The organism is Sphingobium sp. B8D3A (assembly GCF_025961995.1).
Classification (GTDB): Bacteria; Pseudomonadota; Alphaproteobacteria; order Sphingomonadales; family Sphingomonadaceae; genus Sphingobium.
Map to the genome: position 1 here is coordinate 1,980,553 of NZ_JAOQOS010000001.1, position 18,623 is coordinate 1,999,175.

Genomic DNA, 18,623 nt, shown 5'->3' on the forward strand with positions numbered 1-18,623 from the left:
CCCCCGCGCGAAGAGGCTTACGCCTCGCCGGCCTCTTCGCCGTCCTTCGTCGTGTCGCCTTCGCTCGACTTGAGCGCGGACGGAGCAACGATGGTGGCAATGGTGAAATCGCGATCGGTGATCGCCGGCTCGGCGCCCTTGGGCAGCTTCACCGCGCTGATGTGGATCGAATCGCCCACATCGAAGCCGGTGAGGTCAACCGTGATGCTGTCCGGAATCTCAGCGGCATCCACGATCATTTCCAGCTCGTGACGGACGACGTTGAGCACGCCACCGCGCTTGAGACCGGGAGCGGCCTCTTCGTTCTCGAACACCACGGGCACATTCACATGCACCTGGGCGTGTTCGGAAACACGCAGGAAGTCGGCATGGAGCGGACGATCCGTCACCGGATGGAACGCCACGTCCTTGGGGAGCGTGCGGACCTTCTTGCCGCCCACTTCGACCATGACGACCGAATTGAAGAAATGGCCAGTGCCGAGCAGCTTGTTGAGGATCTTTTCCTCAACGTGAATCGACTGCGGCTCTTCATTATTGCCATAAATGACGGCGGGAACGCGGCCCTCACGGCGGAGAGCGCGGGAGGCTCCCTTGCCTGCCCGATCGCGTGCCTCGGCCGACAGCGTAAGCGTATCGCTCATGTGCGTGTCTCCAGAAGCTTAGTGCTAGAATCTCCGCCACGCCTCCAGGGATGACCATGACGGAAGCCGGGGCGCTTAGCGGCAAATTGCGGGGAAAGCAAGCGAAGCGGCCGAGGGCGCGTTCATTGCACCCGGTCGATGCGCCATCCGCGCGCGGCAAGGCGGGCCTGCAGGCTGGCATCGCCAACCAGATGCCCGGCGCCGACCGCCACGAAAGCGGTGCCGGGCCGGGCCATCATGGCCGCATCGAGATGCCGCGCCCAGCGCTCATTGCGCCCGTCGATCAGCCTTGCGCGCAGAGCCGGCGCGCGGGCGAACGGGGCGATGAACTCGCGTTCCAGCCGGGCTATGTCGCCGCTCGCCCAGGCGGTGAACAGGCTGCGGTAGAGGGCAGGGGCCTGCGCCGCGTCGGTGAGGGACTGGCTGAGCAACAGCCGTTGCTCGCTCTCCGGCATCCTGTCGAACAGGCCCAGCTGCTGGTCGATGGTCTCCAGCCCCAGAACCGGCCGGGAGGCCTTGTTGAAGCGCTGCTCCAGCACTGCTTCGCCCGCCTCCGCGGCGGTGAGCGAGAGGCCGGAGGCGGCCGCAGCGTTGAGGAGCAGCGCGGCGGCCCAGCTCTCATAGCTGTCCAGCTGATCGAGCGCCGCGCCGTGGTTCGCCTGCAGCGCCCGATAGCGCTCGGCATCCTCAGGCGAGAGGCGCGCGGCGATGGGCGGCAGGCCGGCGCGCCGCCCCAGCCGCTCGAACACCGCCCGGCTCTTGCGCTCACCTTCAAGCCCGGTGACCTCCAGATACAAGCGGTCGCTTTCGTCGGCCGCCTTGGCGATGGCCGGCGAGAGCCAGGCCTCGCCGCGCGGCACGGCATGGATGGTGCCGAACAGCCAGAGCCGCGCCTCGCCCTTGCTGGCCTGCCACAGCGCCGGGCGCGCCGTGACGGTGGCGGGATCGGGCTGCGTCGGCGCGCCGATCCGCCAGCCCAGCCACAGCAGGGCCGCCAGTGAGGCCAGCGCGAGCAGCAGCAGCGGCGCTAGGCGGCGCTTGTTCAAGGCTGGGTGCGGCGCACTCATCGATCAGCCCTTATGCTGCCCCGTCCATCACCGGGGCCATTTCACCCGCTTGGCGAACAGACCGTGCTTTTCCAGCATCGCCTGCACGCTCTTGTCTCCCGACAGATGACCCGCGCCTACCGCCATGAAGACCGTGCCGGGCTGCTTCATCCGCGCGGCGATCCACTCGGCCCAGCGGGCATTGCGGTCGGTGAGCAGGATGCGCTCGATTTCTTCGCTGCTCTCGGTCGTCTCGTTCATCAGCGCCGCGAGCCGCTCTTCGTCGCCAGCGCTCCACGCGGCGACCATGCCGTCGATGGTTTCGGCCAGGGTCGGCAGCTCCGCCAGCGTTTCCTTGAGCAGGGTCAGCTGCACACCCTCGGGCATCTGGTCGAAAAAGCCGATCTGCTCGCTGGAGGTCTCCAGCCCGACCAGCGACTTGCCCGCGTTGACCGCCGCAGCCTTCACCGCCTTGTCGACGCCGCTATCCGGCGAATAGCCGAGGGCATCGAGCGGCAGCACGGTCAGGGTCGTGGCCGCGAACCAGGGCTTCACATGGTCGAACAGCAGGGGCGAGACGCCATTTCTCCAGCGCGGCGAAATAGGCGGTGCGGGTCGCCTCATCGAGCTTGTTGGAGAGCGGCAGGCCCGGCGCCACCGCCCGCTGCATGATTGCCTCCCGCGTGGCGCCCTGATCCTGATCGATGACCTCGAGCACGACGGTATCCGCCTTGTCGAACGCCTTGCGCACCGGTCCCTCGAACCAGCTGATGCCCGGCTTGAGCAGATGAATCGTGCCGAACAGATAGATCGTCGTGTCCCTGTCCCGCACCACCCACGGGGCGGGGCGCGCGTGAACGGTGGGCGCCTCCGCAGCGGCTGCCGGTGTGGCCGGCGCCTTGGGTTGCTGGGCGAGCGCGGGCCCGGTGAGGGCCGGGGGCAGCAGCAGCGCCCAACCGAGGATCAATGTTTTCCAGTTCATGCACGCGCTCCTCAAATCACCGCCTGCATTGGGCAAGTTGGCGCGCGGACGCAACCCCGCCCGGCCCGGCGCCACCGCGCGGCTTGACCCCGTTAGCCCCATGGGCCAAAGCGCGCGCGTTCCGACAGGCGGTGCACAGCCGCTCAAGCTTAGACGTGAAACGGTTGAACCATGCAGGATAAGGCCTCCAAACCGCTGAGCTTTCAGCAACTCATCCTGACGCTGCATGACTATTGGGCAGCGCAGGGGTGCGTGATCCTCCAGCCCTTCGACATGCGGGTCGGGGCGGGCACCTTCCACCCCGCGACCACGCTGCGCAGCCTGGGGCCGAACCCGTGGAACTGCGCCTATGTGCAGCCCTCGCGCCGGCCGACGGACGGCCGCTACGGCGAGAACCCCAACCGGCTGCAGCATTATTACCAATATCAGGTGATCATGAAGCCGAGCCCGCCGGATCTGCAGGATCTGTATCTCGGCTCGCTCAAGGCCATCGGCATCGATCCGCTGCTGCACGACATCCGCTTCGTCGAGGACGATTGGGAGAGCCCGACGCTCGGTGCCTGGGGCCTGGGCTGGGAAGTCTGGTGCGATGGCATGGAGGTGACGCAGTTCACCTATTTCCAGCAGATGGGCGGCTTCGACTGCAAGCCGGTGGCGGGCGAGCTCACCTACGGGCTTGAGCGCCTCGCCATGTATATCCAGGGCGTCGACAGCGTGTACGACCTTGTTTTCAACGAGGCCGTGGGGGACCGGCCCGCCGTCACTTATGGTGACGTGTTCCTGGAAAATGAGCGCCAGCTCTCCAAGTGGAACTTCGAGGTGGCGGATACGGACAAGCTGTTCCGCTGGTTCAAGGATTGCGAGGAAGAGTGCAAGGCGAGCATCGCGGCCGGCGTTCCCCTCGCTGCCTATGAGCAGGCCATCGAGGCGAGCCATGTCTTCAACCTGCTGCAGGCGCGCGGCGTGATCAGCGTGCAGGAGCGCGCCAGCTACATGGGCCGCGTGCGCGATCTCGCCAAAGGAAGCTGCGAGGCGTGGATGACGCATAATGGGTGGGCGGAATGATGATCAGCACCTCATTTCCGTTCGTGTCGAGCCCTTCGACTGCCCGCAGGGCGGGCGCTCAGGATAAACTTCAGCCGAAGGCTGAAGTCGAGACACGTTCGGCGGCGCGGCAGAGATTCTCGACTTCGCCCGTCACGAACGGAGAGCATCAATGATCGCTGACTTCCTTCTCGAGCTGCGCTGCGAGGAAATCCCGGCGCGCATGCAGGCCAAGGCCAGCGAGGATTTCGCCCGGCTGTTCAGCGACGCACTGGCACAGGCTGGTCTCAAGCCCGAGGGCCTGACCGTCCATGTGACGCCGCGCCGTCTTGCTCTGATCGCACGCGCTCTGCCGCTTTCGACGCAAGCCGTCAGCGAGGAATTCAAAGGCCCGCGCACCTCGGCCCCGCCGCAGGCGCTGGAGGGCTTCCTGCGCAAGACCGGCCTCACGCAGGACCAGCTTGAGGATCGCGACGGCGTGTGGTTCGCCACGGTCGAGAAGCCCGGCCGCGCGACGGCCGATGTGCTGGCCGATGCGATCCCGCAGGTGGTGCGCGCCTTCCCCTGGCCCAAGTCGATGCGCTGGGGCGATGCCAGCCTCTCCACCGAGAGCCTGCGCTGGGTGCGTCCGCTGCAGGGCATCATCGCGCTGCTCGGCAATGATGTGGTGCCCTTCGCCATCGAGGGGATCGCAACCGGGCGGACGACGCGCGGTCACCGCTTCCATTCCAGCGGCGAGATCAGCATCGAGAGCGCCGCGACCTATGCCGAGCAATTGCGTGCGGCCTATGTCATCGTAGATCAGGAGGAGCGCAAGGCGATCATCGACCGGTGCGCCAATGAGCTGGCGACGCAGGCCGGTCTGGAGCTGATCCCCGATGCCGGCCTCGTCGCCGAGAATGCCGGGCTGACAGAATGGCCGGTGCCGCTGCTCGGCCGCTTCGATGCCGCGTTTCTGGAGGTGCCGCCCGAGGTCATCCAGCTCACGCTGCGCATCAACCAGAAATATTTCGTGCTGCGGGATAGTGCTGGCAAGCTCGCCAATGCCTTCATCTGCACGGCGAACATTGAGGCCAGCGATGGCGGCACCGCGATTGTCGAAGGCAATGGCAAGGTGCTCGCCGCACGTCTCTCCGATGCCCGCTTCTTCTGGGAGCAGGACAAGAAGACGAAGCTGGAAGACCATGCGCGCAAGCTCTCGCGCATCACCTTCCACGAGAAGCTGGGCACCGTCGCGGACAAGGTGGACCGCGTCGCGAAGCTCGCCCGCTGGCTGGTGGAAGAAGGCATCGTTGGCGCCAATCAACAAGCCAGTGTTCCTGCGAAGGCAGGAACCCGGGGCGATGTCGCCCAAGCTGGCCCTGGGCTCCTGCCTTCGCAGGAGCACAGCAAAGCGCAACTGGCCGACCTTGCCGAACAGGCCGCCCGCCTGTGCAAGGCCGATCTTGTCACCGAAATGGTCGGCGAGTTCCCCGAACTGCAAGGCCTGATGGGCGGCTATTACGCCCGCGCGGAAGGTCTGCCGGATGCGGTCGCCGATGCCATCCGCGATCATTACAAGCCGGTCGGGCAGGGGGACGAGGTTCCGACAGCGCCGGTGACGGTGGCGGTATCGCTGGCGGATAAGCTTGACACGATTGCTGCAGGTTTCTTTCCGATTGACGAGAAGCCTACCGGTTCACGCGATCCATTTGCGCTTCGTCGAGCGACTCTGGGAATACTGCAGCTAATCCAAACAAATGGCCTTCGCCTCAGAATAGTAGAAGCGGCTCGAACTGCATTTTGTAACCTTGCAGATTGGCCGGATCAATATCGCGTACTGCTGGCCAAAGTATCCGAAAAATTGGAAGGTCTCGCAGTTGTCGATGCTAGCGCCATCATCGCTTATCGAAATCAGAGTTTACGTCTAGCTCGCAATATGAATGTCCCGGACGGTACGCGACCCCAAATTAAAGATGTAGCGTTGCTCTCGCTTGATGATGTCGAAAGGAGCGTCCTCGACTTCTTCGCCGACCGCCTCAAGGTCCAGCAGCGGGAGGCCGGCGTCCGCCACGACCTCATCGACGCTGTGTTCGCGCTCGGCGGCGAGGACGATCTCGTTCGCTTGCTCGCCCGCGTCCATGCGCTGCAATCCTTCGTCAGCACCGAGGACGGCAAGAACCTCCTCGCGGGCTACAAGCGCGCAGCCAATATCCTCAAGAAGGAGCAGCCCGAGGGCGGTAAGCAGCAGAGCCAGCTTGGCGAGGAAGACCCCGGCGAAGCGCTGACCGATCCGGAAATGGCCGACGCCATGCGCGCGCATGAGGCGCAGTTCGTGGCTGAGCCCGGTTACGCACTGGAGCCCGCCGAGGCGGCACTGGTGAGCGCGCTCGATGAGGCCGAGCCGCGCGCGCAGGCTGCGATCGAGGCGGAGGATTTCGAGAGCGCCATGGCCGCGCTGGCCACGCTTCGCGCGCCGATCGATGCGTTCTTCGAGACAGTGACGGTGAACGATGCCGATCCGGTCAAGCGCCAATCACGGTTAAGTCTGTTGACCCGTATTCGCGCTGCGGTGCACAAAGTCGCCGACTTCTCGAAAATCGAAGGTTAGGTTCGCGAGCAATAATCGCGCGTCGGCGGCGAGATCATAACGGCCGCTTGCGCGCGCATTCCAATGCAGGTGGAGTGTCTGAATGACGAAATATGTGTACCGTTTCGGTGGTGGCGTCGATGATGGCGGCAAGGGCGACAAGAACCTGCTTGGCGGCAAGGGCGCCAATCTGGATGGCATGGCCGCCATCGGCCTGCCGGTGCCGCCGGGCTTCACCATCACCACCGAGATGTGCACGCGCTATTATGAGGATGGCGAGACCTATCCCGAGAGCCTGAATGCGGAAGTCGCCAGCGGCATCGCGCATATCGAGGGCGTCACGGGCAAGCGCTTTGGCGACAAGGCCGATCCGCTGCTGGTCTCCGTTCGCTCCGGTGCCCGCGTCTCCATGCCGGGCATGATGGACACGGTGCTCAACCTCGGCCTCAACGATGAAACCGTCGTAGGCCTCGCTACCGTCTCCGGCGACGCGCGCTTTGCGTGGGATAGCTATCGCCGCTTCATCCAGATGTATTCGGACGTCGTGCTCGGCCTCGATCATGGCAAGTTCGAGGAAGCGTTGGAGATTGCAAAGGAAGACAAGGGTGCCTTCCTGGATACCGAGCTGAGCGCGGAGGACTGGCAGGCGCTGGTCGCCGAGTACAAGGCGCTGGTGCAGCAGCTTTGGGGCAAGCCGTTCCCGCAGGATGTGCACGAGCAGCTTTGGGGTGCCGTGGGCGCCGTGTTCGGCAGCTGGCAGGCGGATCGCGCCAAGGTCTATCGCCGCCTCAACAATATTCCGGGCGACTGGGGCACGGCCGTCAACGTGCAGGCCATGGTGTTCGGCAATATGGGCGAAACGTCCGCCACCGGCGTCGCCTTCACCCGCGATCCCGCGACCGGCGAGAACGCTTATTATGGCGAATATCTCATCAATGCGCAGGGTGAGGATGTCGTCGCCGGCATCCGCACGCCGCAATATCTGACCAAAGCCGCGCGCGAGCGGGCCGGGGCCAAGCCGCTCAGCATGGAGGAATCCATGCCGGAGACCTATGCCGAGCTGGCCAAGGTCTTCCAGATCCTCGAGACGCATTATCGCGACATGCAGGACATCGAGTTCACCGTGCAGCAGGGCAAGCTGTGGATGCTGCAGACCCGATCGGGCAAGCGCACCGCCAGGGCCGCGCTCAAGATCGCGGTAGACATGGCCACGGAAGGGCTGATTACCAATGAGGAAGCCGTGGCGCGCGTCGATGCCGCCGCGCTCGACCAGTTGCTCCACCCGACGCTCGATCCGCAGGCGCCGCGCGATGTGCTGACCAAGGGCCTGCCGGCCTCGCCGGGCGCGGCATCCGGCCAGGTGGTGTTCGATGCCGAGACCGCCGAGCGGCTCAACGAGCTGGGCGAGGCGGTCATCCTCGTGCGCATCGAGACCAGCCCCGAGGACATTCACGGCATGCACGCCGCCAAGGGCATCCTCACCGCGCGCGGTGGCATGACCAGCCACGCTGCCGTGGTGGCGCGCGGCATGGGGCGCCCCTGCGTCTCCGGCGCGGGCAGCATCTCCATCGATACCGCCGGCAAGCTGATGCGGATCGGTGACCGTCTGCTCAAGGAGCGGGAGATCATCACCATCGACGGCGCGACCGGCGAAGTGATGGCCGGCGAAGTGCCGACCGTGCAGCCCGAGCTGGCCGGTGATTTCGGCACGCTGATGGAATGGGCCGATCAGGTCCGCCGCCTCAAGGTCCGCGCCAATGCCGAGACGCCGCTGGATTGCCGCACCGCGCGCGAGTTCGGCGCTGAGGGCGTGGGCCTGTGCCGCACCGAGCATATGTTCTTCGATGCCGCGCGGATCACCGCCGTGCGCCAGATGATCCTCGCCGAGACCGAGGCGGGCCGTCGCGAGGCGCTGGCCAAGCTGCTCCCCGAGCAGCGCGCCGACTTCACCGAGATCTTCACCGAGATGGCCGGCCTGCCGGTCACGATTCGCCTGCTCGATCCGCCGCTGCACGAGTTCCTGCCACATGAGGATGTCGATTTCGCCGACGTGGCCGAGGCTGCCGGCGTGAGTGTCGATCTGCTCAAGCGTCGCGCGGCCGAACTGCACGAGTTCAACCCGATGCTCGGCCATCGCGGCTGTCGTCTGGGCGTCACCTATCCCGAGATCTACGAGATGCAGGCCCGCGCCATCTTCGAGGCGGCGCTGGATGTCGCCAAGGCCAGCGGTGACGCGCCGATCCCCGAGGTCATGATTCCCCTCGTCGCCACCAAGCGCGAGCTGGAGCTGATGAAGGACATTGTCGACAAGACCGCCAAGGCCGTGTTCGCCGAGCGCGGTGCCTCGGTCGAATATCTCGTCGGCACCATGATCGAGCTGCCGCGCGCCGCGCTCAAGGCCGGCGAGATCGCGGAAGCCGGCGAGTTCTTCTCCTTCGGCACCAACGATCTGACGCAGACGACCATCGGTATCAGCCGGGACGACGCCGGGCGGTTCCTCACCCAATATGTCGACAAGGGCATCTTCGCGCGCGACCCGTTCGTGAGCCTCGATGTCGAGGGCGTGGGTGAGCTGATCGAGATCGCTGTGGAGCGGGGCAGGGCGACGCGCCCGGCTATCAAGCTTGGCATTTGCGGCGAGCATGGCGGCGATCCGGCCTCCATCGCCTTCTGCGAAAAGGCGGGCCTCGATTATGTCAGCGCCTCGCCCTATCGGGTGCCGATCGCCCGTCTGGCGGCCGCACAGGCGGCGCTCGCCGCGCGCGGTTGAAAGGACAAAAAGAATGCAAAAAAGGGGGTTGCCACAGACGGCGCCCCCGACTATCTGCGCCTCTCCCACGGCGGCCAACCGGCACCGTGAGATTGGCAAGCGCCCGTAGCTCAGCTGGATAGAGCATCAGACTACGAATCTGAGGGTCGGACGTTCGAATCGTTCCGGGCGCGCCATTTCTCCCCATCGCAAGCATGATGACCCGCACGGCCCGGCGCCGACGGATGGGGTTAGAAGGCGGTCCAGACCACATAGCCGCCTACGCCGATCACCAACATCGCAAAGCTGCGTTCGAGCAGCTTTTTGTGCGCAGCAAGCGCCGCCCCCGCGCGCATGCCCAGCACCGATCCCGCAGCACCGCCGGCGATCAGCAGCGCCGTCAGCGGCCAGTCGACATAGCCGGACAGCGCGTAGGATGTCGCCGTGGTCAGCCCCAATGCCGTCACCACCACCAGCGAGGTACCCACGGCCGTGGCGAAGGGCATCGCCGTCGCCGCGATGAGCGCCGGGACGATCAGAAACCCGCCACCAATCCCGAAGAACCCCGCCGCCAGACCCACGCCTGCGCCCATGGGAATCAGCCGCGGCAGCAGCCGCCCGGCGGATTGGCGGGTGAGACGCACGTCGGGATTGTCAGCGCTCTTGCGCCTGCGCAGCATCGCGATACCGACGCCGATCATCAACAGGCCGAACAGCGCGAGCAGCCGCCGGCCGTCCACCGCCTTGCCGATCTCTGCCCCCAGCGCTGCCGCCACGACGCCCGACGCCGCGAACACCAACGCGCAGGGCCATTTGACCCGCCCGGCCCGCGCGTGACCCGCAAGCCCCGTCGCCGCATTGGCCGCGACTGCCACGGCTGCTGTTGCAATCGCGGCATGGGTCGATCCGACCCCGACGACATAGACGAGCAGCGGCACGGCAAGGATCGATCCTCCGCCGCCCACCATTCCGAGTACGATGCCGATGAGGCCGCCCGAGAGGAGCGCGAGGAGGATCTGCGCGGTCGTCATGCGGTCAGGCCGCCTTGCGACGGTTCCAGGGCATGCGCTGGAGCAGCGTCGCCATGCCGCACCAGCCTGTCCCCCCCGCGAACATCAGGCCCGCGCCGACAAAGGCGGAAAGGCCGAAGAATCCCGGCGCGACGAGGAAGCCGAGCAATACGCCGATGAGCACCAGCCCGCCGGCGGTCAGTTGCACCTGCCGCATGATCTCGAGCGGCTGCCCGCTGTCGATGTGCACATCCAGCCCGGCCTTGCGCCAGGCGTCGATGCCGCCCTCCAGAATGAAGCAGGGGGCATCGCTGGCTGCGGCCAGACGGTCGGCATTGGCCTGTGTCCGCATGCCCGAGCGGCAGTGAAACACGATGGCATTGTTGCCGGCGTCGACCGTGTCGATGCGCTCCAGCGGCACGTTGACGGCCCCCGGAATGCGCTCGCGGGCATGTTCGTCCGCCGCGCGGATATCGATGAGCTTGGCGCCACCCTCAATGAGGCGCTTGGCGTCGGCGGGGGAGAGTGTCTGGATCGTCATGGGGTCAGTCCCCTGTGCAATAGAGTTGATAAAGCGTGGCAAGCAGGGTCTGGATCCGGGGATCGGCAATCCTGTACCAGATGGTCTGGCTCTCGCGGCGGGAGGTCACGAGGCCTTCCTCGCGGAGCCGGGCGAGATGTTGCGAGAGGGCCGATTGAGAGAGGCCGACATCATCCGCCAGATCGCCCACCATGCGCTCGCCATGTTCGACGAGCTTGCACAGCAGCATCAGGCGACGCCCGTTGCTCAACTCCTTCAGCACCTGCGCAACCTCTCCGGCGCGCGCCTCGAGCATGTCGAGATCCATGGCAGCTTTTAACATCAGTATCCTCTAAATTAGATATTGCTAATGTAGAAGGCGCTTCTATATTGTCAAGCATCGAACGGAGGCCCTTATGACCCCACCCATCATTGAGGCATTTTTTGACGAGCCCACCAACACGGTGAGCTATCTGGTGGTCGATCCGCAAACGCACATCGCGGCGGTGGTCGATCCGGTGCTGGATTTCGATCCAGCCAGCGGCGAGGTCGACACAGGCTCAGCCGAGCGCATTCTTGCCCGCGCCCAGGCGCAGAACTGGTCGATTGCCATGGTGCTGGAAACCCACGCCCATGCCGATCATCTCTCCGCCGCGCCCTTCTTCAAGGCGAAGACGGGCGCGAAGATCGGCATTGGCGAGCACATCCGGGACGTTCAAAAGATCTTCCGCCCCGTCTTCGCGCTGGACGATTTGCAGACCGACGGCTCGGATTTCGATTGCCTGTTTGCCGATGGCGAGCGGTTCTCGATCGGGTCGCTGGAGGTCGAGGTGCTGCATCTTCCCGGTCACACCCCGGCGGACATCGCTTACCGGATCGGCGACGCCGTGTTCGTTGGCGATACGCTGTTCATGCCGGATTATGGGACCGCGCGGGCCGACTTCCCCGGTGGCGATGCCCGCACCCTCTACCGCTCGATCCGCCGCCTGCTGAGCCTGCCGGACGAGACCCGCCTGTTCATGTGCCATGATTACAAGGCCCCGGGGCGGGATGATTATCGCTGGGAGACCACCGTCGGCCAGCAGCGGAAAAACAGCGTGCATGTGCGCGATGATGTCAGCGAGGATGACTTTGTGGCGATGCGCACCAAGCGGGATGCCGGATTGTCCGCTCCGCGCCTGTTGCTGCCCTCGATCCAGGTCAACATCCGCGCTGGGCGATTCCCGAAGGCGGAGGCCAATGGCGTGCGCTATCTGCGCATTCCGGTGACGGTGAAGGGCGACGCTGCGATAGGTTGACGCCCGGAAGGGGAAGGGCCGTGCCCCGCTCAGCCCAACGCTTCCAGCGCGGCGAGCAGCGCCTTCTCTTCGATGGTCAGGCGTTTCTGGAACTTGCGATTGCTCGCCTTCACCCGCTTCATCGCCTCGCGCTGCAGGGCTTCTCCCTGCGGCGTGAGCGTCAGACTCAGCGATCGCCCGTCTATGGGTGCATCGCTGATGAGGTCGCGGGCTTTGAGCCGGCCGATGAGTGGCGTCAGGTTGGCGCGCTTGATTGCCAGCGCCCGCCCGACATCGCTCTGCCGGCAACCCGGATTATGGCCGACGAGAATCAGCAAGGATGCCTCGCCGACGCTCAGGTCAATGGCACGCAGTGCCGCGATGACATCGCCCATCATCGCCATGGAGGCGCGGCGCAGTCGATAACCGAGCGTCCCGTCGAGCGGGCTGGCGAGCGTACTGGCGACCGGGGGCTCAGCCGGTGAATCCAGCGCCTTGTCGCGTCCCTGCCTCTGGTCCCTTGCCATCATGCCCCCGGATGAAAACCAGTCGCCAGCCCCTTGTGAGCCATGGTCGATAATGCTATGGCGCATAGCATAAATTGCCTTGAAGGGAAATCAAATGGCTGAGGAAAATACGTCCGTCGAGCGGGAAGAGGATACCGTTCGGGTCGAGATCGAGAATAATATCGCATGGGTCTATTATAATCGCCCCGCCAAGCGGAACGCGCAGAGCCCCAAGCTGAACCGCCAGATGCTCAAGGTTCTGACGGATCTCGAATTCCGGGACGATGTCGGCGTTGTGGTTCTGGGTGGCGAAGGCCCCGCCTGGTGCGCCGGCATGGACCTCAAGGAATATTTCCGCGAGACCGAGGCACAGGGCCTGGCCGGCACGCGCAAGGCACAGCGTGAGGCCTATACTTGGTGGGAGCGTCTGCGCTGGTTCCAGAAGCCGACCATCGCCATGGTGCATGGGTGGTGCTTCGGCGGCGCTTATGGCCCGCTGTTCGCCTGCGATCTCGCTTTTGCGGCTGATGAAGCGCAGTTCGGCCTGTCGGAAGTCAATTGGGGCATTCTCCCCGGCGGTGGCGCCACCAAGGTGGCCGTGGACCTGATGCCGATGCGCGTCGCCATGTATCACGCCATGATGGGCGAGAACCTCTCTGGTCAGGAAGCGGCCCGCTACAATCTCGTCAACGAGTCGATGCCGGTCGACCAGCTCAAGGCCCGCGTGAAGCAGGTCGCCGAGACGCTGATCGCCAAGAACTGGGCGACGGTGAAGTACACCAAGGACGCCGTCCGCCGGGTGAAGGAAATGACCTACGACAATGCAGAGGATTATCTGATCCGCCTGCAGGAAGGCCTCAACTGGTTCGACAAGTCGGATGGCCGCCATGTCGCGATGAAGCAGTTCCTCGACGACAAGACCTTCAAGCCGGGCCTGGGTCACTACGACAAGACCAAAACCGACGTCTGAGTTGCCGGAAGGGTGGCCCAAGCAGGGCCGCCCTTTCCTGTGTGTTATTCTTCGCCCCGGCTGCATCCGCCTCCGGGGCGAAAGGTCTGATTGCCACGAGCTGGTTTCGCGAAGGAGAGTTGAGTTATGACGGTTGAGGCCGGAGAGCGCCCGCAGGCGGGAACGCGTGACATCAATCGGTTGCTGCGTCCGCGGTCCATCGCGATCGTCGGGGCGTCCGAAACGCCGGGTTCGCTCGGTGCGAGCGTTCTGGCCAATCTCGTTCGGAACGACTTTTCCGGTGACATCCATCTCGTCAATCCCAAGCGCGAAACGATCAGCGGTCGACCTGCGGTGCCCAGCGTCGAGGCGCTGCCCGAGGGCGTGGATTGCGCGATCCTCGCCATTCCCCGCGTCGCCGTGCTCGATACGATGCGCCAGCTTGCTGCGCGCAAGGCCGGCGCCGCCATCATCTTTGCGGCAGGCTTTGCCGAGGGCGGCGAGCAGGGCATGGCCGACCAGCAGGAAATCGGGCGCATTGCGCGCGAGGCCGGCATCGTGGTCGAGGGGCCGAATTGCCTGGGTTCGGTGAACTATCTGGACCGCATTCCGCTCACCTTCATCGATACCGATATTAAGGCCCCGAGCCCCGGTGGCGTCGGCATCGTCTCGCAGAGCGGCGCCATGGCTGCCGTGCTCGCGGTGATGCTGGAGAGCCGCACGCTCGACCTCACTTACTCCGTCTCCACCGGCAATGAGGCCGGCAGCGGCGTCGAGGATTATGTCGAGTTCATGATCGCCGACGAGAAGACGCGCATCATCGCGATGATCGTCGAGCAGTTCCGTGATCCGGCCCGCTTCCTGGCATTGATGGACAAGGCGCGCGAGGCCGGCAAGCTCGTTGCCTTGCTGCACCCCGGCAAGAGCAGCGCGGCGCGCGAATCCGCTGCCACACACACCGGCGCCATGGCTGGCGACTATAAGCTCATGCGCGCCAAGGTGGAGCGGGCAGGGGTCGTCGTCGCCGAGACGCTGGAAGAGCTGGGCGACATCACCGAGATCGCGGCGCGTTGCCCGGCGCTGCCGAGTGGCGGCACCGCCGTGCTCGGCGAATCCGGTGCGCTCAAGGCGCTGACGCTGGACCTCGCCGAAGAGCTGGAGCTGTCGCTGCCGACCCTCGATGACAACAATGCGCCTGCCTTGCGCGCGGCGCTGCCCGAGTTCGTCCCGGTCAGCAATCCGCTCGATCTGACCGCGCAGGGGCTTGTCGATCCCGACATGTATTACCGCACCCTCGCGGCGCTGTTCGAGGATGATCGCGTCGGCACGATCTTCGCCGGCATCATCCAGACCAATCCGGCGACCATTGGCATCAAGCTGCCGCCGTTCCTCAAGGCCGTCCGTGAACTCAAGGCGACCAAGCCGGTGATCTTCGGCGGCGTGGACGAAGGTGCGCATGTGCCGGCCGACTGGATCGAGCAGCTTCGCGCCGAGGGCATCCCCTATTTCCCGACAACGGAGCGGGCCTTGCGGGCCATCAAGCGGCTTTCCGCTGCCGGTCAACGCGATGCGACGAAGACGGATGCGGCGCCGGCCAGCGTGCCTGCGCTGGCCAGCGAGAAGGGCGTCGTGCCTGAGTATAAAGCCAAGGCTCTGCTCGCACCGCTCGGCATTCCCTTCCCCAAGGGTCAGTTTGCTGCGACCGTTGAAGAGGCGATTGCTGCGGCCGACGCCATTGGCGGGCCGGTGGTCATGAAGGCGCAGGCCGCTGCGCTCAGCCACAAGAGCGATGCCGGCGGCGTAGCGCTCAATCTGGTCGGCGCCGAGGCGATCCGCGCGGCGTGGGACAAGATGTTCGCGGACGTGAAGCGCTATGACGCATCCATCATTCTCGATGGCGTGCTGATCGAGGCGATGGGCGCGCGCGGCATGGAGCTGATCGTCGGCGCCAAGAACGATCCGCAATGGGGTCCGGTGATCCTCGCCGGCTTTGGCGGCGTGACGGCGGAAATCCTGCAGGACGTGCGCCTGCTCTCGCCGGACATGACCAAGGCGGCGATTATGGCCGAACTCGGCAAGCTCAAGCAGGCCGCGTTGCTCAATGGCTATCGCGGTGCCCCCGCGCTGGACGTCGACGCGGTCGCCGATCTCATCGGCGGCATCGGGCGTTTGCTGCGCGGCGAACCGCGCATCCAGGAGCTCGATCTCAATCCGGTGGTCGTCTATCCCAAGGGGCAGGGCGTGGTCGCACTCGATGCCCTGATGCTGGTCGACTGACACCAGCGGGTCAATTCGTCCCGCAAGGGCACCGCCTTATAGTAGACCCTCCCGCGCCCGGCGTGGGAGGGTTGCTTGCATTGGGTGCCTGTGCATTTCTCATGTGCAGCAAAAATGCAGGCTCGACTTCGAATTGGTCTGGCCTAGCGCCCCGTTTTCGGGTAGATGAAGTTTTCGTATATACGAACGATTGGAAGCGATGAACGACTCGCCCTCTCTGGCCGCGCCGGTCTTGTTGTTGCCGGGCCTCATCTGCGATGCGCGCATCTGGGCGCCGCAGGTCGCCGCCTTGGGTCAAATCATACCAGTCACAGCCGTGGATGGATATGGCGAGGCGGACAGCCTCACCGCCATGGCCGATCAGGTGATCGAGTCAGCCCCCTCGCGCTTTGCTGTTGTCGGCCATTCAATGGGCGGCCGGGTTGCGCTCGAAATCTTCCGCAAGGTGCCCGAGCGGCTTGCCGGCATCGGCCTCATCAGTACCGGCGTTCATTTGCCCAAGCCTAACGAGGCGGACGGTCGCTTCGCGCTGCTTAACCGCGGCGTGGAAGAGGGCATGGACGCCCTGATCGATTCTTGGCTCCCGCCGATGGTATGGGAGCGCAACCGGCTCAAGCCGCAGTTGATGGACATGCTCTGGCAGATGTGCAGCGATGCCGGGATCGACATGTTCGAGCGGCAGATCCGCGCTTTGCTGGCGCGCCCCGAAGTCGAGAGCCTGTTGCCGCAAATTCATTGCCCTGCCTTGGTCGCAACCGGCGCGCACGACGCCTGGGCACCGCCTGTGCAGCATGAGCGGATTGCTGCAGCGATCCAGGGCGCGACCTATGCTGTCATCCCCGATTCAGGGCATATGCTGCCGGTCGAACAGCCCGATGCGATGTCCGCCCTGTTGCGCACCTGGCTTGACCGCGTCGCGCAGCAAGAGGCTGCGGCAACCGCGAACCCCTGACCAATTATAATTTCGTTTCCAACTTCAGTCCGAAGGAGAGTATCATGGCGAAGAATCTTCAAGACGTGCTGGATGGCGCCGGCAATGCCGTCGACTTCCTGCGCAACCAGCAGACCGGTCCGAACGTCTATCCGGGCGTGCCGGCGGAATATTCGAACTGGCGCAACGAGCAGCGCGCATGGGCCAAGACTGCCGTGCTGTTCAACCAGAGCTACCACATGGTCGAGCTGATGGTCGAAGGCCCCGACGCTTTCGAGTTCCTCAACTATCTCGGCATCAACAGCTTCAAGAACTTCAAGCCCGGCAAGGCCAAGCAGTGGGTCCCGGTGACGCCTGAGGGTTATGTCATTGGCGACGTGATCCTGTTCTATCTCGCCGAGAACCAGTTCAATCTCGTCGGCCGCGCGCCGGCCATCGAGTGGGCCGAGTTCCACGCCTCCACCGGCAAGTGGAACGTCACGCTGACTCGCGACGAGCGCACCGCGCTGCGCACGGACGGCAAGCGTCGCCACTATCGCTTCCAGCTGCAGGGCCCCAACGCCATGGCGATCCTGACGGACGCGATGGGCCAGGCTGCGCCGGACCTCAAGTTCTTCAACATGGCGGACGTCCAGATCGCCGGCAAGACTGTTGGCGCCCTGCGTCACGGCATGGCCGGTCAGCCGGGCTATGAGCTTTATGGTCCCTGGGCCGATTACGAAGCGGTGCACAGCGCGCTCGTCGCCGCCGGCAAGAAGCACGACCTCGCCCTTGTCGGCGGTCGCGCTTACTCGTCGAACACGCTGGAGTCGGGCTGGATCCCATCCCCGTTCCCGGGCTATCTGTTCGGCGAAGGCTCTGCGGACTTCCGCAAGTGGGCCGGCGAGAACAGCTATGGCGCCAAGTGCTCCGCGGGCGGTTCGTTCGTGCCCGAGACGCTCGAAGGCTACGGCCTGACGCCGTGGGATGTCGGCTATGGCATCATCGTCAAGTTCGACCATGACTTCATCGGCAAGGAAGCCCTTGAGAAGATGGCGAACGAGCCGCACCTGGAAAAGGTGACGCTGGCGCTCGACGACGAGGACATGCTGCGCGTGATGAGCAGCTACTTCGCCGAGTCCGGCCGCGCGAAGTATTTCGAGTTCCCGAGCGCAGTCTACTCGATGCACCCCTATGACTCGGTGATGGTCGACGGCAAGCACATCGGCGTCTCCACCTGGGTGGGTTACTCGTCGAACGAGGGCAAGATGCTCACGCTCGCCATGATCGACCCGAAGTACGCCAAGCCCGGCACGGAAGTCTCCCTGCTGTGGGGCGAGCCCAATGGCGGCACCTCCAAGCCGACCGTCGAGCCGCACGAGCAGACCGAGATCAAGGCGATCGTCGCGCCGGTGCCTTACTCGGCTGTTGCCCGCACCGGCTATGCTGACAGCTGGCGCACCAAGAAGGCCTGATCGGGCTCAAGAGCTTAAGGGCGGGGCTGCCGAAAGGCGGCCCCGTTTTTTATGGGCTGGACGACAGCCCGGTGAATAGCGATGAGTTTTGCGCGAGTGCCGGCCGTGGAACGACGCGGCGGGCGGGGCAGGCAGTGCGCGCAAGGGGCAAAGATGGTCGAAGACGAGAAACTCCCGCCATTCGAGCAATCGCTGGCTGCGATCCTGTTGAGCGCCAAGGAAGCGGTGATCGCCCCGATGCGCACCAAGTTGCGCGACTTCGACATCACCGAGCCGCAGTGGCGCGTGCTGCGGGTGATCAACGACCGGGGCACCACTGATGCGACGGACCTGGCGGAAGTCGCGCTGCTCCATGCGCCGAGCGTCACGCGCATCTTGCGCGAACTGGAAGCGCGTGTGCTGATCGTGCGCACGGCCGATCCCGATGATCGCAGGCGCTCCACCATCGCGCTCTCGCCGGCAGGCGCGCAGATCGTGACAGCGATTTCCGCCCATGTCGCGGCGATGATGCGGGTCTATTCCACCCGGTTCGGCGCGACCCGCCTTGAGGGGCTAGCCGCTGAGTTGCGCGCATTGTGCGCAGCAATCGATGAGGATTGAGCACGCGCGTTCCCGCTTGCGCTTGCGACGATATGCTTATCATGTTAAGTGATTTCGTATGACGCGCG

Annotated in this window: 15 protein-coding genes, 1 tRNA gene and 1 pseudogene; 10 read left to right on the plus strand and 7 right to left on the minus strand. The window is 64.9% G+C overall.

Annotation, left to right across the window (positions count from 1 at the left end; genetic code table 11):
• Window positions 1–17 precede the first annotated feature (17 nt).
• From M2342_RS09125 to M2342_RS17100, 3 genes and pseudogenes are all read right to left on the minus strand, one after another.
• Window positions 18–641 (minus strand): 50S ribosomal protein L25/general stress protein Ctc, encoded by a 624-nt coding sequence (locus M2342_RS09125; RefSeq protein ID WP_181559604.1) that lies wholly within the window; start codon window positions 639–641, stop codon window positions 18–20.
• 122 nt (window positions 642–763) lie between these two features.
• Window positions 764–1,708: a TraB/GumN family protein gene (locus M2342_RS09130; protein ID WP_264578841.1), complete on the minus strand. Its 945-nt coding sequence runs from the start codon at window positions 1,706–1,708 to the stop codon at window positions 764–766.
• 27 nt (window positions 1,709–1,735) lie between these two features.
• Window positions 1,736–2,897 (minus strand): annotated as a pseudogene (locus tag M2342_RS17100) (TraB/GumN family protein).
• Between M2342_RS17100 and M2342_RS09145 the strand changes: the two are divergent.
• The 4 genes from M2342_RS09145 to M2342_RS09160 all read left to right on the plus strand — a co-directional run bounded on the left by M2342_RS09145 (window position 2,841) and on the right by M2342_RS09160 (window position 9,228).
• Window positions 2,841–3,734, plus strand: coding sequence for a glycine--tRNA ligase subunit alpha (locus M2342_RS09145; RefSeq protein WP_264578844.1), 894 nt, complete (start codon window positions 2,841–2,843; stop codon window positions 3,732–3,734). The pseudogene M2342_RS17100 and the gene M2342_RS09145 sit on opposite strands and share 57 nt — an antisense overlap.
• Window positions 3,735–3,888: 154 nt before the next feature.
• Window positions 3,889–6,303 carry a glycine--tRNA ligase subunit beta gene (gene glyS, locus M2342_RS09150; protein WP_413715166.1) on the plus strand — a complete coding sequence of 805 codons (2,415 nt, stop codon included), beginning with the start codon at window positions 3,889–3,891 and terminating at the stop codon, window positions 6,301–6,303.
• Between the two features lie 82 nt (window positions 6,304–6,385).
• Entirely contained in the window at window positions 6,386–9,052 is a 2,667-nt protein-coding gene (gene ppdK / locus M2342_RS09155; protein WP_264578846.1) for a pyruvate, phosphate dikinase, read from the plus strand.
• 99 nt (window positions 9,053–9,151) lie between these two features.
• A tRNA-Arg gene (locus M2342_RS09160) sits at window positions 9,152–9,228 on the plus strand.
• Between the two features lie 54 nt (window positions 9,229–9,282).
• Here the strand turns inward: M2342_RS09160 and M2342_RS09165 are convergent.
• Genes M2342_RS09165 through M2342_RS09175 form a run of 3 tightly spaced genes read right to left on the minus strand, consistent with a single transcriptional unit; the run spans window position 9,283 to window position 10,904 of the window.
• Window positions 9,283–10,062, minus strand: a complete 780-nt coding sequence (locus tag M2342_RS09165) for a sulfite exporter TauE/SafE family protein (protein ID WP_264578847.1) — start codon at window positions 10,060–10,062, stop codon at window positions 9,283–9,285.
• Window positions 10,063–10,066: 4 nt separating this feature from the next.
• Window positions 10,067–10,582 carry a rhodanese family protein gene (locus tag M2342_RS09170; protein ID WP_264578848.1) on the minus strand — a complete coding sequence of 172 codons (516 nt, stop codon included), beginning with the start codon at window positions 10,580–10,582 and terminating at the stop codon, window positions 10,067–10,069.
• A 4-nt stretch (window positions 10,583–10,586) separates the two neighbouring features.
• The gene (locus M2342_RS09175) at window positions 10,587–10,904 is read right to left on the minus strand and encodes an ArsR/SmtB family transcription factor (RefSeq protein WP_264578849.1); all 318 of its coding nucleotides are present in this window, start codon (window positions 10,902–10,904) and stop codon (window positions 10,587–10,589) included.
• A gap of 73 nt (window positions 10,905–10,977) precedes the next feature.
• Here M2342_RS09175 and M2342_RS09180 point away from each other — a divergent pair, with 73 nt between their 5' ends.
• Window positions 10,978–11,859 (plus strand): MBL fold metallo-hydrolase, encoded by an 882-nt coding sequence (locus M2342_RS09180; RefSeq protein ID WP_264578850.1) that lies wholly within the window; start codon window positions 10,978–10,980, stop codon window positions 11,857–11,859.
• A gap of 29 nt (window positions 11,860–11,888) precedes the next feature.
• Here M2342_RS09180 and M2342_RS09185 read toward each other — a convergent pair whose 3' ends face one another.
• Window positions 11,889–12,431 carry a MarR family winged helix-turn-helix transcriptional regulator gene (locus tag M2342_RS09185; RefSeq protein ID WP_264578851.1) on the minus strand — a complete coding sequence of 181 codons (543 nt, stop codon included), beginning with the start codon at window positions 12,429–12,431 and terminating at the stop codon, window positions 11,889–11,891.
• A gap of 28 nt (window positions 12,432–12,459) precedes the next feature.
• On the opposite strand from M2342_RS09185, the gene M2342_RS09190 reads away from it, so the two are divergent.
• The 5 genes from M2342_RS09190 (at window position 12,460) to M2342_RS09210 (ending at window position 18,555) form a co-directional block, all read left to right on the plus strand.
• Window positions 12,460–13,314 carry a p-hydroxycinnamoyl CoA hydratase/lyase gene (locus M2342_RS09190; protein ID WP_264570257.1) on the plus strand — a complete coding sequence of 285 codons (855 nt, stop codon included), beginning with the start codon at window positions 12,460–12,462 and terminating at the stop codon, window positions 13,312–13,314.
• Between the two features lie 126 nt (window positions 13,315–13,440).
• On the plus strand, window positions 13,441–15,570 hold the full coding sequence (locus tag M2342_RS09195; protein ID WP_264578852.1) for an acetate--CoA ligase family protein: 2,130 nt from the start codon (window positions 13,441–13,443) through the stop codon (window positions 15,568–15,570).
• 199 nt (window positions 15,571–15,769) lie between these two features.
• Entirely contained in the window at window positions 15,770–16,522 is a 753-nt protein-coding gene (locus M2342_RS09200) for an alpha/beta fold hydrolase (RefSeq protein ID WP_264578853.1), read from the plus strand.
• 44 nt (window positions 16,523–16,566) lie between these two features.
• The gene (desA, locus tag M2342_RS09205) at window positions 16,567–17,955 is read left to right on the plus strand and encodes a syringate O-demethylase (protein ID WP_264570260.1); all 1,389 of its coding nucleotides are present in this window, start codon (window positions 16,567–16,569) and stop codon (window positions 17,953–17,955) included.
• A gap of 153 nt (window positions 17,956–18,108) precedes the next feature.
• The gene (locus M2342_RS09210; RefSeq protein WP_264575817.1) at window positions 18,109–18,555 is read left to right on the plus strand and encodes a MarR family winged helix-turn-helix transcriptional regulator; all 447 of its coding nucleotides are present in this window, start codon (window positions 18,109–18,111) and stop codon (window positions 18,553–18,555) included.
• The last annotated feature ends 68 nt before the right edge of the window (window positions 18,556–18,623 follow it).